This is a genomic window from Acrocarpospora corrugata (assembly GCF_009687845.1).
GTDB lineage: Bacteria > Actinomycetota > Actinomycetes > Streptosporangiales > Streptosporangiaceae > Acrocarpospora > Acrocarpospora corrugata.
The window spans coordinates 75,847-91,199 of record NZ_BLAD01000048.1; the positions used below are offsets into that span (position 1 = coordinate 75,847).

Below are 15,353 nucleotides of genomic sequence, written 5' to 3' on the forward strand. Positions count from 1 at the left end.
GACGGGTCGCCCGTGTCATGATCGCGTATGGGAGAAGCTGGACGTACCCACCATGCTCTGACCTTCTCTGTCCGTAACGTTCGATCTCGAGATGACTGATCCACGTCACCGAACGTACGTGCTAATTCACAAAATGTCGGCCCCGCTTGCCATCATCGTGGGCATGGACTACACGGATGCGCAGCGGAGCGCGATCGCCACTGTCGATGACCCGCTTTTGATCGTCGCCTGCGCGGGATCGGGCAAGACCCAGGTCATCTCCCAGCGGATCACGGAGATCCTTCGGAAGCCCGGCGTGCATCCACGCAACATCGTCGCGTTCACCTTTACCAACAAGGCGGCGGCCGAGCTCCAGGAGCGGGCCAACACGCTCGTGGCGAAGGAGATCGGCGAGTTGCCCGGCCTCGCCGAGATGTTCATCGGCACCATGCACGGCTATGCCCTCGACACGCTCCAGCAGCATGTTCCGGAGACCTTCAAGTTCAGTGTCCTGGATGAGGTCCAGACCCGGCTCTTCATCGATCGCAACAGCAGCAAGAGCGGGCTGACCAGGACGTACGCACGGGTCCAGGGCAGTCCTAAGGCGTTGCAACGCTACAAGGACTCCCGGCTCTACATGCAGGTCATGAACATTCTCCGCGAGGACGACGTCGACAAGGACCTGCTGCCCGAGGATCTCATCGAGAATCTGGCTGACTATCGCAGGCTGCTCTTCGGCCACAACTACTTCGACTTCACCGACCAGCTCAAGACCATCGTCGACCTGCTTGACGAGGACCCGGCCGACCCCATCGCGGGCAAACTGGTCCGGCACGTCAGAGACAACATCCGCTATCTCGTGGTCGATGAGTACCAGGACATCAACCCGATCCAGGAGAAACTGATCCGTGGCCTGACCCGCTGGGGTGCGAACCTGTGCGTAGTGGGCGACGACGACCAAACCATCTACCAGTGGCGAGGCAGCGCGGTATCCGGGATCCTCGGCTTCGCCGACCGCTACAACGGCGTCCAGACCGTCACCTTGGACGAGAACTTCCGCTCCAGCGTCGGCGTCGTATCTCTCGGCCAGTCCATCGCCGAGCTGAACGCCGGCCAACGGCTACCGAAGAAGATGGTCGCGGCTGGCCACCAGAAGTACGACCGGGGTGACCTATTGGCCCTGTCTTTTGAGGACGCCGCAGCCGAGGCGCGTTGGATCTGCGATCGCATCACGCATATGCGGGGCGTCCCGTTTCACGACGCCCCCGACCGCGATCCTCGGGGTTTGTCCTGGTCGGACTTCGCCGTGCTGTTCCGCAGCGTGAGCAATGACGCCGGACCGCTGGTCGAGGAGTTCAAGCGGCGTGACGTGCCGTATGTGATCAAAGGCCTGACCCGGCTGTTCGAGGCACCCGAAGTGCAGGCGTGCGTAAAGCTCTACGAGTACCTCATCGGCCAGTCGGCCGAGCGAAACCCGCAGCCGGTGACCGCGCAGGACGTGCGAGACGCATGGCTGAGCGCGGGGCTTGGGCTGACCGACGCGGACCTGGATGCCGGAATGAAGGTTCTCGACCGGGCTAGGACACTTGACCGCAGGCGGTACCGGCGGATCACGTTCACCTTGCAGCAGATCTACGTGGACTTCTTAACCGAGGTCAGAGTGCGAGAGGAGAGGGTTCCGGGTGACCGCACTCGGGGCGAACTCGCTTTCTACAACCTCGGCAAGTTCAGCAAGGTCATCACAGCGTTCGAACAGATCAACTACAAGAGCAACTTCCGCGATCTGTATGAGCGGTTCCTGAAGTTCCTGACATACCAGGCTCCCGACTACTACGCAGAAAGCGACGCCGACGTCGGCTACGCGACCCCCGACGCGGTGATCATCTCGACCGTACATCAGGCCAAGGGCATGCAGTGGCCCGCCGTATTCGTGCCCGCCATGCGCAGGAACCGTTTCCCCGCGAGCCGACAGGGCGGCCTCAACGCCTTCCATGTAATTCCGGAGGAAGCGGTCAGCGACTCGGACCGGTACCGGGGGACCGAGGCCGACGAAAGACGGCTCTTCTATGTCGCGGTCACCCGTGCCCAGAAGTACCTGGCCGTGACCTTCTCCCCCGGAGAGAAGGCGAGATCTCGCAGGTCGTCGGACTTCTTTTCTTTCGTCACGCGTAACCCGTACGTGCTGACCGCAGAGGCATCGCTGCCCGAAGAGCGCCTGGAACCGCGGGCCCGGCATGAGATACCCGAAGTCACGATGTCCTTCAGCGAGCTGAAGTATCTCTTCGAGTGCCCCTACCAGTTCAAGCTGCGTTTCCTGTACGGCTTCGACCATCCGATCCACGAAGAGCTCGGGTACGGCAAGTCGCTCCACGACGCGCTGGCTGAGATCCACAAAAGGGCCATCGATCGCGACCTGGTAGATCTGTCCGATGTTGACGAACTGGTCGACCGGCACCTCAACGTTCCGTTCGCGGGGGACGAGCTGACCCGCCAGCTCCGTAACTCCGCACGCGCGGCGATACACCGCTATCTGCGGGAGAACGGAGCCGGGCTGCTCAACACTCTCCACTCGGAACAGCCGATCCGGGTCCATGTCGCCGCCGGCGTCACGGTGGACGGCCGGATCGACTTGATCAAGCGCCTTGACACGAACGAGACGTCGATCGTCGATTTCAAGTCCACACAGCGCGCTCAGACCGAGGACATCAACCGCGACCAACTGCACGTATACGCAGCCGGGTATCGGGAGCTGACCGGCTCCAATGCGGACCTCGTCGAAGTGCTCAACCTGGACGACAGTGCCGCCAGCCAGCGCGAGGTCGTCAACGAGGAGTTGCTGCTTGGCATCCGCGGCAAGATCCAAAATGCTGGGGACGCGCTCCGGGAGAACCGGCTTCCCAGAAAGTCATCGTGGTGCGACACCTGCGAGAGATGCGACCTGGTTGGCCTGTGCCGCGACAACTCGGGCGCGACGGTGACGCCATGAGGCGGCTCCCGCGTGAGGCCACGCGGGAGCCGTACCGAAACAGGTAGATCAGGGCCAGTCGAGCGAGGGACGGAGGGGCACGTGCGCCGCGCCCGCTTCGTCCAGGCGCACGCCCAGCACCTGGTGGAGCTGGATCTTGTTGCGTTCGAAGCCGACCACGCAGCCGGCCATGTACAGGCGCCAGACCCGGGCGGTGCCCTGGCCGACCTCGCGGACGGCTTCGTCCCAGTGGTCGTCGAGGTTGGCGCACCAGTGCTGGAGGGTCTGCGCGTAGTGCTCGCGCAGGTTCTCCTCGTGACGGATCTCGAAGCCGGTGTCCTCCATCTCGCGGATGAGGGTGCCGACCGATTCGAGCTCGCCGTCTGGGAAGACGTAGCGGTTGATGAAACCGCCCTTGTTGATGGTCCGCTCCTTGCCGGTGGGGCGGGTGATGCAGTGGTTCAGCAGGCGCCCGCCGGGCTTGAGCTTGTCGTAGAGGAAACTGAAGTAGGAGGCCAGCTGGTCCCGGCCGATGTGCTCGGTGAGGCCGATGGAACTGATCACGTCGAAGTCAGACTCGGCGACGTCACGGTAGTCCAGGTAGCGCACCTCGGCCAGGTCGCCGAGGCCCTCCTCCGCGATGGCCTTCTGGGCCCATTCCGCCTGCTGGCGGCTGAGGGTGACGCCCAGGGCCTTCACGCCGTACTCACGGGCGGCGTGCCGGACCATGCTGCCCCAGCCGCAGCCGACGTCCAGCAGGCGCATGCCGGGCTTGAGGTCGAGCTTCTTGGCGACCAGGTCGAACTTGGTGTGCTGGGCCTCTTCGAGGGTGGCGTCGGGGGTGGGGTAGGTCGCGCAGGTGTAGGCCATCGACGGGCCGAGCACCCACTCGTAGAAGCGGTTGGATACGTCGTAGTGGTGGTGGATCGCCTCGGCGTCGCGCTGCTTGGCGTGCCGGCTGCCGAGCCGGGCCATCGCCGAGCGGCGGACCTCCTGGGCTGGGAGCGGAACCCGGGTCAGCAGCGGCTTCACGCCGAGCGACCGGACGGCGGCCAGCTTCTCGGCGAGCGGGATGTCGTTGATCGTCAGTGACCACATCCGGTCGAGCAGCTCGTACATGTCGCCGTGCACGTCCAGATGGCCGGAGATATAGGCTCGGGCCATCCCGAGTTCGCCCGGCGCCTGGGCCAGATAGGCCACCGCCATCGGTGATTTCACCTCAAGGCGGATGTCAGCCCCGGATGGACCGGCCTTACTGCCGTCGTAAGCGACGAACTCGATGCCGGCCCCAGATCCGACAACCCGTTCAAAGATCTCGGCGAGATTCATGCGTCATCACCTTCCCCGTACACATTTCTCATACAGGTCGAGCAGACGTCCACCGGGGTCGTAAGCGCGCTTGACCGGCCAGTAGGCGTCTCCGTTGTAGAAGTGCCAGAACTCCTCTCGAGCATAGAAGGACGTGGAATAGAGGGACTTGTGGCCCTCCAGTTCGTGCACGGCGCCTTCGATCAGCCGGTTGTAGTAGCCGTCCTGCCGCCCGCGCGGCAGCGCCACCATGCCCCAGAAACCGAAGTTGACGTACAGCCGCCCTGCTTCCAGCGGGTAGAGGCTCCACTCTCTGGAGGCCTTCAGCGGGCACATCCAGAGCGGCGTCATGCCTACTTGGCCGTGGAAGAACTCCAGGAACTCGGCGCCCCGCTCGACCGGGACCTCCACGTCCTGGATGACCGATTCGTGCATCGGGTTGTCGCGCCAGCGGTCGATTCTGGCGGTGATGCCGTACCGCTGGTCGAGGCCGACCAGTTTCCGGTAGACGTCGGAGCGCAGCCAGCGGCGCGGGGTGATGGACCGCACCAGGGGCTGCTGCACGCCGAAGGCGCGCGAGCACCAGAACCAGTCGGTGTCCCAGCGCCACAGGTAGTCACGGATGGTGAGCCAGTCGCGGGTCCGGTTCCGCATCGACTGGTAGTAGATCCGCATGCCGGTGTAGTCCGACGCGTACGGCGCGCGCTCGGCGAACCGGCCCAGCGTGATGTACATCTCGTCAGGCCCGAAGAAGGTGCCGTCGATGAAGTCGATCGGCTCGCCGTCGTGCTGCCGGGTGTCGCAGATCTCCTGCATGGCCAGCATGCACTTGTCGGCGTCGGTGAACCGGACGTGGGTGAGCCGCACATACGGCTGGACGGGGGCCAGCTTGATCTTGATGCGGAGCGCGTAGCCGAGCGTGCCGTAGGAGTTGGGGAAGGCGTGGAACAGGTCGCTGAACTCGTTGTCGGCGCGGGCGACCACGATCCGGCCGTCGCCGGTGAGGATTTCCAGCTCCTCCACCGACTCGTGCGGCAGGCCATCCTTGAAGGAGGTCGACTCGATGCCGAGCCCGGTCACCGCGCCGCCCAGCGTGATCGTCTTCAGCTGCGGCACGACGAACGGCATCAGCCCGAACGGCAGCGTCGCGTCCACCAGGTTCTCGTACGTCGTCATGCCCTGGACCTCGGCGGTGCGGGTCTCGGGGTCGACGTGGATGACCTTGTCCAGGTCACGCGCGGAGAGCTTGGCGACCTTGGCGGGCTCGCGGAACCTGAACAGGTTCGTGGTGGCCTTGGCCAGCCGCGGGGACGCGTCGTCGGGGATCGCGGCGTAGGAGTCGCGGATCTGCTCCACCGCTCTCCGATGGGTGGTCATACTGGTCGTGCGCTCGGGCATGACACCACCCCCAGGATTGTAGAGATCGTCTCTAGAGGAACGCTATCCCCCGAAATCACCGCAGACCAGACTCGACACGTTAAACCCGAGAAAACTGCCGGTTCAATGGGCATGCGTTGATGGTTGTTCCCCACTCCCACGTGCGAGAATCCTCAATTCCTGCGGCGGATAACCGGATCTGCGCCGTTGACCACATCGGCCACCGGGCGGCCGTCCAGGGCCGCGTTGACATTGTCCAGCACGGCTTGGATCACTCGCACAGCGGCCTGCCCGGTGACTCCGGCGACATGCGGGGAGAGCAGGATCCGGTCGTCGGCTCGGAGTGGGTCGTCGAGCGGGAGCGGCTCGGTGGCGTAGACGTCGAGCGCGGCCCCGGCCAGGTGCCCAGAGGCGAGCGCGGCCAGCAGCGCCCGCTCGTCCACGATGCCGCCTCTGGAGGCGTTGACCAGGAACGCGCCCGGCGGCATCCGGGCCAGCCGGTCGGCGTCCAGCAGGCCGCGGGTCTCGTCGGTGAGCGGGAGCACGAGCACCAGCACTTCGCTGGTCGCGATCAGCTCGTTCAGGTCGCGGTAGACGCCGTGGGCGCCGGGCTTGGGGGTGCGGGACCAGTAGGAGACCTGGCTGCCCAGGCCGCTGAACAGGCGGGCGCAGATCGCGCCGATCGCCCCGTAGCCGACCACGCCGACCCGGCAGGCCGACAGTTCGCCCGGCCGCAGGGCCAGCTGCGGCCAGTCCCCGGCGCGGACCGCCGCGTCGCCCTGGACCAGCCGGCGGACCAGCGCGAACGCGGCGGCCACACACCATTCGGCGGCGGCGAGCGTGTTGGCCGCCGCGGTGTTGGCGAGCGGGATCCCGGCGGCGGCCAGCGCGTCCAGGTCGTGGCCGTTCACGCCGACGCCGGGCTGCTGGGCGAAGGCGAGCTTCGGCGCGTGCCGGACGGCCTCCGCGTCCAGGACGAGCGCCGAACTCCAGTCGCCGACCACGATCTCGGCGTCCGGGAGCGCGTCCAGCAGCGCGGCCCGGTCCCGCCGGGCGGGGACGGCGAGTTCCACCCGCTCGTCCAGGCCGCCGAGCAGACTGCGGACGGCGGCTTCGGGCAGCGGCGGAAGGGCGAGCACCTGCCAGGGCTTCATGACGCCACCCTAGGACGGAAGCTGTCCATGACCTTCGTCATGGGGGTGCTCTGCGCGGCCCAGCGGGACGCCTCGGCCGTCCAGGTCAGGATGTACGCCTTGCCGCCCACCGTGAGGAGGCGGGTGAGCTCCCGGTATTCGACGCCGGAGGTGAGCCAGGGGCGGCTGCCGGTGTCGGCGGCGGTGAAGATGGCTTCCCATTCGATGGCGTTGCCGTACGACCAGGAGATCCGGTCCAGGCGGAGGCGGCGGTAGCCGGGGGCGGCGCGGGTGGCCTCGATCTCGGCGACCATCTCGCGCTGGCCGGTGTGCGGGACGGCCTCCTCCACGCCGAGATGGCTGCCGCCGTCGCGGCTGAGCCATTCGGTGAACGCCTCGGCGCGGGAGCCGGTCCAGGTGCGCGGGTAGCCGATCGTCCAGCCGGCCGGGGAGACGTAGCGCTTGAAGGCGGAGACGCGGACGGGCGACGGGGTGGGGGTCGGGGACGGGCTCGGCGACGGCGTCGCCGAAGGGATCGGCGGCGGTGCGTTGAGGGACATCATTGACCAAGCGGCCGTGCCGCTCAGCGCGACCGCCGCGATGGCCGCTACCGCGATCAGCCAGGTACGGCCCCGCCGTCTCGATGTCCGCTCGCGCGACTGCACGCCCTCCACCTGAGCGAGCATTCGCTCCGCGGCGGCAGCGGTGGCTCTTTCCGCGGGATCCCGCTTGAGCAGCGCGGTCAGGACCGGGTGCAGGGCGGGGTGGATGCGCCCGAAGTCAGGCTCCTCGGTGAGCACAGCCGCCAGCGTGGCCATCGTGCTGCCCCGGTCGAAAGGCGACTTGCCCAGCAGGGCCGCATACAGAGTGGCCCCAAGCGACCACAGATCGGACGGCGGCCCGAACCCGCCCTGCTCGGCCCGCTCCGGCGCGATGAACGGCGGCGACCCGGTCAGCGACCCCGCGTCGGGCAGCGACGTCTCACTGGAGGTAGTGGCGATCCCGAAGTCGGTGAGCACCGCCCGCCCGTCCGAAGTCACCAGGATGTTGGCCGGTTTCACGTCCCGGTGCAGGATCCCGGCCGTGTGCGCGGCGTCCAGCGCGGACAGGATCTGCCGCCCGATCGAGGCGACCTCGCGCACCGGCAGCGAGCCCCGCTCGCGGACCAGCTGGTCCAGCGAGGGCGCGTTGACCAGCTCCATCACGATCCAGGGGCGGCCGTCCTCCTCCGCCACGTCGTAGATCGACACGATGCTGCGGTGGCTGAGCCGCGCGGCGGTCCGCGCCTCCCGCCCGGTCCGGAGCAGCTGGCGTTCCAGCTCGTCCGGCGGCAGGTTGCGCGGCAGCAGGACCTCCTTGACCGCGACCGGCCGGTCCAGCAGCGTGTCGTGCCCCTCCCACACCACGCCCATCGCGCCCTGCCCGAGCTTGCGCTTGAGCTGGTAGCGCCGGGCGACCAGCCGCTCCCCCTCCATCGTGCCCCCTCGCCCGCACCTAAGAAGGCGGTAATTCTCCCATACCGCCCACCCCCGGGCGGTGCCGCGCGAGCCGGTTCCGAATATTGTTCTAGGTACTGCCGTGAGCGAGGGAGCCGAGATGAGCGGACCGTTGGCCGGGATACGGGTGCTGGAGCTGGCCGGGCTGGCCCCCGGGCCGTTCGCCGGCATGATGCTGGCCGACCACGGCGCGGAGGTGCTCAGGGTCGACCGGGTCAAGGCGGTCACCGACGCGCCGCGCCGGGACGTGATGGACCGGGGGAAACGCTCCATCGGCCTGGACCTGAAGTCCGCCGAAGGGGTCGCGGCCTTCAAGCGCCTGGCCGCGAGCGCGGACGTGGTCATCGAGGTGTTCCGGCCCGGCGTCGCGGAGCGGCTCGGCATCGGTCCCGACGACCTGCTCGCGGTGAACGAGCGGCTGATCTACGGGCGGATGACCGGCTGGGGGCAGGACGGGCCGCTCGCCGCCAGGGCCGGCCACGACATCGACTACATCGCGATCTCGGGCGCGCTGTCGGCGCTGGGCCGGGCCGGGGAGAAGCCCACCCCGCCGATCAACGTTCTCGGCGATTTCGCGGGCGGCGGGCTCATGCTGGCGTACGGGGTGCTGCTCGCGCTCCTCGAACGCGGCGGTACCGGGCGGGGGCGGGTGATCGACGCGGCCATGGTGGACGGCGCGGCGCTGCTGTTCGCGATGTTCTACCAGGCGTCCCAGAGCGGCTTCTGGGGGGCGCGCGGGACGAACCTGCTGGACACGGGTGCGCCGATCTACGACACGTACGAGACGGCTGACGGGAAGTACCTCGCGGTGGGCCCGCTGGAGCCGCAGTTCTGGGCCGAGATGCTCGGCCGGATGGGCCTGACCGACCTGCCGGACCGGGACGACCGGGGGAACTGGCCGGCCATCCGGGCGCGGCTGACCGCCGAGTTCCGGTCCAAGACGCGGGCGGCGTGGGAGGCGGTGTTCGAGGGTTCGGACGCGTGCGTCTCGCCGGTGCTGGAGCTGGCCGAGGCTCCCGATCATCCGCATAACCGGGCCAGGGGGACGTTCGTCGAAGTCGGCGGCGTCACTCAGCCCGCGCCCGCGCCGCGGCTGCTCGGTGCGGGCCACAGTGACCTGGCCCCCGCTACGAGGCTGGACGACCTCACCTCGTGGGGGCTGGACGATGAAACCGCCAAATCCCTCCGTGACCAGGGAGTGCTCGCCTGATGGACGTCTTCGAAGCCCTCTACACCACCCGGGCGATGCGCCGCGTCAAACCGGATCCCATCCCGGGCGACGTTCAGGAACGCATCCTGGACGCGGCCGTGCGCGGCCCGAGCGGGGGTAACACGCAGAACTGGCGATTCCTGCTACTGGATGATCCGGCGGTGAAGGCGGAGCTCGGGCCGTTGTACCGGGCGGCGCTCGGGGTGTTGTTCGAGACCCATTACAAGCCGATGCGGGAGAAAGGCGACGCGCAGGCGCAGAGCGTCCTTAAGTCGGCGAAGCATCTCGCCGACAATTTCGAGGCTTATCCGCTGATGCTGTTCGCTTTCACCCGGAACGACCCGTCCGGCGGGTCGATCTTCCCGTCCGTGTGGAGCGCGCAACTGGCCGCGCGGGCGTTCGGGGTGGGCAGCGCGCTCACCACCGTGCTCGGACTGTTCCACGGGGCGGAGGCGATGCGAATCCTGGGTGTGCCGGAAGGAAAGGGCTGGGAGATGGCGTGCACCGTGACATTCGGCTATCCGACGGGTCGCTGGGGGGTCGCGCCGCGGCGTCCCGTGCACGAGGTGAGCTATCGCAACCGGTGGGGTGACCCGGTCGGCTTCGAGATCCCTGAGCCGCTGTGGACTTACGACGACGGCGGCTCGTAGGAGGGCCGGACCGCGATGTAGAGATCCGCGCCGCCCGGGTGGTGGACCTCCAGGTCGGTGGTGAAGGCGCGGGCCGGGGTCGCGCCGGACTCGGTGTGCTTCCACAGGTACTGCCAGGCGTCCAGCAGGGTCTGCGGGAGCGGGCCGCGTACCTCCAGGTGCATGCAGGGCACACCGGGCACCCGGATCGCGACCATTCCCTCGGGGAGGCGGGCGGCGGTGTGCACGGCGACGCCGACGATCTGGGTGTAGGCGCCGTTGTGGTCGCTCTCGTAGTCGGTGAGCACGGCGTACAGGTTCTCGTCCGAGCGTCCCGGCACGTGCGCGAACGCGCCAGGCGAGCCCGCGCGGGCCCAGAGCCCCGGCAGCTGCGCGCGCGCCGGGTCCGTCTCGGCCGCGTTCGTGGTACGCACGACGTGGCCGACGACGAGTAGCTCGGGCCGGTCAACAATGATCACAGATCGTCCCCCTTTGACTGAACTGATCGGCGTCATCCTTACATACCGTGCTGGAAGGCAGGGAATGTTCATAACGTGCGATTTCTCAACGACATCACCCCTCCGTATGACCTGACCTACAGCGACGTGTTCATGGTCCCGTCCAGGTCGGACATCGGGTCGAGACTTACCGTGGACCTGTCCTCCCACGACGGGACCGGCACCACCATCCCGGTCGTCGTGGCCAACATGACCGCCGTGGCCGGCCGCCGGATGGCGGAGACCATAGCCCGGCGCGGCGGGCTCACCGTGATACCGCAGGACATCCCCATCGACGTGGTCGCGAACGTGATCGAGTGGGTGAAGGGCCGCGACCTCGTCCACGACACTCCCATCACCCTCACGCCGCACGACACCGTCGGCGACGCGCTCAACCTGCTCCCCAAACGGGCGCACGGGGCCGTCATCGTGGTCGACTGGGACAACCGGCCGATCGGGGTGGTCACCGAGGCGGACTGCCAGGGGGTGGACATGTTCACCCAGCTGTCCCAGGTCATGACAAGTTCCCCGCAGACGCTGCCCCGGGGGGTCGATCCGCAGGCGGCCTTCGACGCGTTGCACGAAGGGCGGCATCGGCTCGCGCCGGTGGTGGACGGGGAGGGGCGGCTGGTCGGCATTCTCACCCGTACGGGGGCGTTGCGGGCGACGCTCTATCAGCCGGCGCTGGACGGGCGCGGGCGGCTCCGGGTGGCGGCGGCGGTCGGGATCAACGGGGACGTGGCGGCGCGGGCGAAGGAGCTGCTCGACGCCGGGGCCGACGTGCTCGTGGTGGACACCGCGCACGGGCATCAGGAGAAGATGCTCTCCGCGCTGGTGGCGGTGCGGGCGCTGTCGCCGGACGTGCCGATCGTGGCGGGCAACGTGGTGACGGCGGGCGGGGTGCGGGATCTGGTCGAGGCCGGGGCCGACATCGTCAAGGTCGGGGTCGGGCCCGGCGCGATGTGCACGACCAGGATGATGACGGGCGTCGGGCGTCCGCAGTTCTCGGCCGTGCTCGAATGCGCCGCCGAAGCCCGCCGGCTGAATCGCCATATCTGGGCCGATGGTGGGGTACGGCATCCGCGTGATGTCGCCCTCGCCCTCGCGGCCGGCGCGTCCAACGTCATGATCGGATCGTGGTTCGCGGGGACGTACGAATCCCCTGGTGACACCCGCACCTCCGCCGACGGCCGGAAATACAAGGAAAATTACGGAATGGCCTCCGCTCGTGCCGTTCGTCTCCGTACGGCCGAGGACACCCCGTTCGAGCGGGCCCGCAAGGCCCTGTTCGAGGAGGGCATCTCGACCTCCCGGATGTACCTGGATCCGGTCCGCCCGTCAGTGGAGGACCAGATCGACGAGATCGTGGCCGGGCTGCGCTCCTCGTGCACCTACGCCGGGGCCGCCAGCCTGGCCGAATTCCATCAGCGGGCCGTCGTCGGCGTGCAGAGCTCGTCCGGATACACCGAAGGCATGCCGCTGCACCAGAGTTGGTGACTAACGCGCGTCGGCGGGTAGTGGGAGGGTCCATTCCCCGCCGAAACGCAGAGGCGACCATGTATCAGACCCGGACCACCGAGGACTCCGACCTGACGGCCGACCGCCGCCTGCTCGTCAGCTACACCAACTACACCGCCGCCCAGGGCATCGTGGACACCCTGTCCGACGCCGGGTTCCCGGTGGAGCACGTCGCCATCGTCGGCAGCGACCTCCGCCTCGAAGAGAACGTCACCGGCCGCATGACCACCGCCCGCGCCGCCCTCAAGGGCACCTGGAGCGGCGCCATGTTCGGCCTGATCGTCGGCCTCTTCCTCGGCCTGTTCACCACCACGACCACCTCGTTCATCGCCCTGGTGCTCTGGTCCATCCTGTGGGGCGCCATCGCCGGCGCGGCCTTCGGCGCCACCTCGCACGCCTTCCAGGGCGGCACCCGCGACTTCACCTCCCGCAGCATGATCGTCGCCGGCCGCTACGACGTCCTCGTCTCCACGACCACCATCGAACAGGCCCAGACCCTCCTCCAGGGCGGCCTCTCCCCCGCCGACACCGTCGTCGTCGACCGCCCGCCCACCGCCGGCCCCGCCACCCCGCCGCCGCCCCCCGCCACCAACGACGGCGACACCACCGAACACGCCCGCCCGCTCATAGACGACCTCGTGACGGACGACCCCAACCGAACCCGCTCCCGCTAACCCACCCCCGGACCCCATTGGAACTGGTCCGGCGAAACGTGGCACGGATCCTCTTTGGCGCCGGGTCGGCGGGATGTGGTGCGGACGTGAACGGCGCCGGATAACGGCGAGGAACGCGTCGCCGTACATGCTGGGGGGAAGCCGACGGCGGGTCGGGGTGGCCCGGTAGAGTCGGCTGGTCGGTCGGCACGCGGCCGGCCGCCGGCATGGGGGCGCGCCACCTCTGCCGGGCGCGGGCGGCTTCGCCTGGCAACCGAGGGGCGCGCTTGAACAAGGAGACCCACTGTGGCACTCGAAAAGCCCGAGATCGACTTCCCTGAGGGCAACCCGCCGTCCGACCTGGAGATCGTCGACCTGGTCGAGGGCAGCGGCGCCGAGGCCAAGCCCGGGCAGACCGTGAGTGTGCATTATGTCGGCGTCGCGTTCTCGAGCGGCGAGGAGTTCGACGCGTCGTGGAACCGCGGCCAGACCTTCCAGTTCCCGCTCGGCGGTGGCCAGGTCATCGCGGGCTGGGACAAGGGCGTCGCCGGCATGAAGGTCGGCGGACGCCGCCGCCTCACCATCCCGCCGCACCTCGGGTACGGCAACCGCGGCGCCGGCCGGGCCATCAAGCCCGGCGAGACTTTGATCTTCGTGGTCGACCTGATCGGCGTCAACTGACCGCCTGACCACTGATCCAGCTGACCATCGCCAGCCCCCGGTCCGGTGCCGGGGGCTGCGCCATGCCCGGGATTCGGCGTGGCCGCTCTGGTCGGCGTCGTCGTGGTGTCGGCGTGGTCGCTCTGGCGGCATTACAGCTGACTAGGGCAGGATTACCGTGTGTTGCTGATCGATCTTGCTCGGACCTCTGCCGCCGTGGCCGCCGACTCGGCCCGGCTTGCCAAGATCAGGCACCTGGCCGAATTGCTGGGCAGGGTGGGGGCGGACGAGGCCGAGATCGCCATCGCGTACCTGTCGGGGGAGCTGCCGCAGCGGCAGATCGGCGTGGGCTGGCGCTCCCTGCAGGAGCTGCCGGAGCCGAGGCTGGCGGCGACCGCCACGCTGACGCAGATCGACGCGCTGCTCGAACGGATCAAGGCGCAGTCGGGGCAGGGTTCGCAGGCGGCGCGCAAGCAGCTGGTCGCCGAGTTGTTCGGCGCCGCGACGCGGCAGGAGCAGGCCTTTCTCGGGCGGCTGCTGACCGGCGAGCTGCGGCAGGGAGCCCTCGACGGGGTGATGATCGAAGCCATCGCCAAGGCGGCCGAGGTGCCGTCGGCGGAGGTCCGGCGGGCGCTGATGCTGCGTGGCTGGCTTCCCGCGGTGGGGGCCGCCGCGCTGGCCGGTGGGGTGGACGCGTTGCGCGACTTCCATCTTGAGGTGGGGCGTCCGGTCGCGCCGATGCTGGCGCAGAGCGCGCCCACCGTGACGGCGGCGCTGGAGAAGATCGGCGGGCCGGCGGCCGTGGAGTGGAAGCTCGACGGGATCCGAGTGCAGGCGCACCGGTCGGGCGACGTGGTCGGGGTGTTCACCCGGACCTTGGAGGACATCACCGCGCAGGTGCCCGAGCTGGTGCAGGCCATGCTCGGGCTGGAACGTACGGATCTGGTGCTGGACGGCGAGGTGATCGCGCTCCGGGCGGACGGGTGGCCGGAGCCGTTCCAGGTGACCGCGGCCAGGGTGGCGACGAAGGTCGGGCCGCGTGAGGTGCCGTTGAGCGTGTTCTTCTTCGACGCGCTGCGGGTAGATGGGGTGGATCTGCTGGATCTGCCGGATGCGGAGAGGCATGCGGCGCTGGCGGGAGCCGTGCCGGATGAATTGATCACGCCGAGGCTGGTGACCGGGGACGCGGAGGACGGTGAGGCGTTTTTCGCGGACGCGGTGCGGCGGGGGCATGAGGGGGTGGTCGTGAAAGCGCCGCAGACGGCTTATGCGGCGGGACGGCGGGGTGCGGGGTGGATCAAGGTGAAGCCTCGGCACACGCTGGATCTGGTGGTGCTGGCGGTCGAGTGGGGGCATGGGCGGCGGGAGGGGAAGCTGTCCAATCTGCATCTTGGGGCGCTTGATCCGGAGACGGGCGATTATGTGATGCTCGGGAAGACCTTCAAGGGGTTGACCGATGAGCTGCTCGCCTGGCAGACCGAGCAGTTCCTGCGGCTGGCGGATGGGCCCACCGATGGGTGGACGGTCACCGTCAAGCCGATGATGGTGGTGGAGATCGCCTTCGATGGCGTGCAGCGGTCGACCCGGTATCCGGGTGGGATGGCGTTGCGGTTCGCGCGAGTGCTCCGGTATCGGCCGGACAAGCGGGCCGAGGAAGCCGACACGATCGCCATGGTTCGGGCGCTTCTGCCCTGATTGCGGCTGGTGATTTGGTTGATGACCTATGCGGATTCGTTATATTCGACCGCTCATTTCATGATCGACGCCCTAGGCTCCGGTTTCGGGGCGCGCTCGGGTTGTGATATGGGTCACACAAATACCCTTGTGGGGGATTTGTCGCATGTGTTGCGCGATGCTACTTGATGCCCGGATTGTGCGGGATTAAGTGTTTCCCGGCGTCCTGGTTCCTACCCCCCGATCAAGGACCG

The 15,353-nt window shown here is 68.3% G+C and carries 12 protein-coding genes; 7 read left to right on the top strand and 5 right to left on the bottom strand.

Going from position 1 to position 15,353, the window contains the following annotated elements:
- Positions 1 to 163: 163 nt before the first annotated feature.
- The gene (locus Acor_RS15515; RefSeq protein ID WP_155337350.1) at positions 164 to 2,965 is read left to right on the top strand and encodes an ATP-dependent helicase; all 2,802 of its coding nucleotides are present in this window, start codon (positions 164 to 166) and stop codon (positions 2,963 to 2,965) included.
- Positions 2,966 to 3,013: 48 nt separating this feature from the next.
- Here Acor_RS15515 and Acor_RS15520 read toward each other — a convergent pair whose 3' ends face one another.
- The 4 genes from Acor_RS15520 to Acor_RS15535 all read right to left on the bottom strand — a co-directional run bounded on the left by Acor_RS15520 (position 3,014) and on the right by Acor_RS15535 (position 8,237).
- Positions 3,014 to 4,273, bottom strand: a complete 1,260-nt coding sequence (locus Acor_RS15520; RefSeq protein ID WP_155337351.1) for a class I SAM-dependent methyltransferase — start codon at positions 4,271 to 4,273, stop codon at positions 3,014 to 3,016.
- 6 nt (positions 4,274 to 4,279) lie between these two features.
- Positions 4,280 to 5,650: an FAD-binding oxidoreductase gene (locus Acor_RS15525; protein WP_246238669.1), complete on the bottom strand. Its 1,371-nt coding sequence runs from the start codon at positions 5,648 to 5,650 to the stop codon at positions 4,280 to 4,282.
- Between the two features lie 152 nt (positions 5,651 to 5,802).
- Entirely contained in the window at positions 5,803 to 6,783 is a 981-nt protein-coding gene (locus Acor_RS15530; RefSeq protein WP_155337352.1) for an NAD(P)-dependent oxidoreductase, read from the bottom strand.
- Positions 6,780 to 8,237, bottom strand: coding sequence for a serine/threonine-protein kinase (locus Acor_RS15535; protein ID WP_170316950.1), 1,458 nt, complete (start codon positions 8,235 to 8,237; stop codon positions 6,780 to 6,782). The genes Acor_RS15530 and Acor_RS15535 overlap by 4 nt, the downstream gene beginning before the upstream one ends.
- Before the next feature lie 121 nt (positions 8,238 to 8,358).
- Here Acor_RS15535 and Acor_RS15540 point away from each other — a divergent pair, with 121 nt between their 5' ends.
- Complete coding sequence (locus Acor_RS15540) at positions 8,359 to 9,468, top strand: CaiB/BaiF CoA transferase family protein (RefSeq protein WP_155337354.1); 1,110 nt, start codon at positions 8,359 to 8,361, stop codon at positions 9,466 to 9,468.
- Positions 9,468 to 10,118, top strand: coding sequence for a nitroreductase family protein (locus tag Acor_RS15545; protein ID WP_155337355.1), 651 nt, complete (start codon positions 9,468 to 9,470; stop codon positions 10,116 to 10,118). The genes Acor_RS15540 and Acor_RS15545 overlap by 1 nt, the downstream gene beginning before the upstream one ends.
- On the opposite strand, the gene Acor_RS15550 is transcribed toward Acor_RS15545, so the two are convergent.
- Positions 10,097 to 10,576, bottom strand: coding sequence for a GyrI-like domain-containing protein (locus tag Acor_RS15550; protein WP_155337356.1), 480 nt, complete (start codon positions 10,574 to 10,576; stop codon positions 10,097 to 10,099). The genes Acor_RS15545 and Acor_RS15550 overlap by 22 nt on opposite strands.
- 75 nt (positions 10,577 to 10,651) lie before the next feature.
- Between Acor_RS15550 and Acor_RS15555 the strand changes: the two genes are divergently transcribed.
- The 4 genes from Acor_RS15555 (at position 10,652) to Acor_RS15570 (ending at position 15,120) form a co-directional block, all read left to right on the top strand.
- Positions 10,652 to 12,091, top strand: coding sequence for a GuaB1 family IMP dehydrogenase-related protein (locus tag Acor_RS15555; RefSeq protein ID WP_155337357.1), 1,440 nt, complete (start codon positions 10,652 to 10,654; stop codon positions 12,089 to 12,091).
- A 59-nt stretch (positions 12,092 to 12,150) separates the two neighbouring features.
- The gene (locus Acor_RS15560) at positions 12,151 to 12,786 is read left to right on the top strand and encodes a YflT domain-containing protein (RefSeq protein ID WP_174876149.1); all 636 of its coding nucleotides are present in this window, start codon (positions 12,151 to 12,153) and stop codon (positions 12,784 to 12,786) included.
- 285 nt (positions 12,787 to 13,071) lie between these two features.
- Complete coding sequence (locus Acor_RS15565; protein ID WP_155337358.1) at positions 13,072 to 13,446, top strand: FKBP-type peptidyl-prolyl cis-trans isomerase; 375 nt, start codon at positions 13,072 to 13,074, stop codon at positions 13,444 to 13,446.
- Positions 13,447 to 13,605: 159 nt separating this feature from the next.
- The gene (locus tag Acor_RS15570; RefSeq protein ID WP_155337359.1) at positions 13,606 to 15,120 is read left to right on the top strand and encodes an ATP-dependent DNA ligase; all 1,515 of its coding nucleotides are present in this window, start codon (positions 13,606 to 13,608) and stop codon (positions 15,118 to 15,120) included.
- The last annotated feature ends 233 nt before the right edge of the window (positions 15,121 to 15,353 follow it).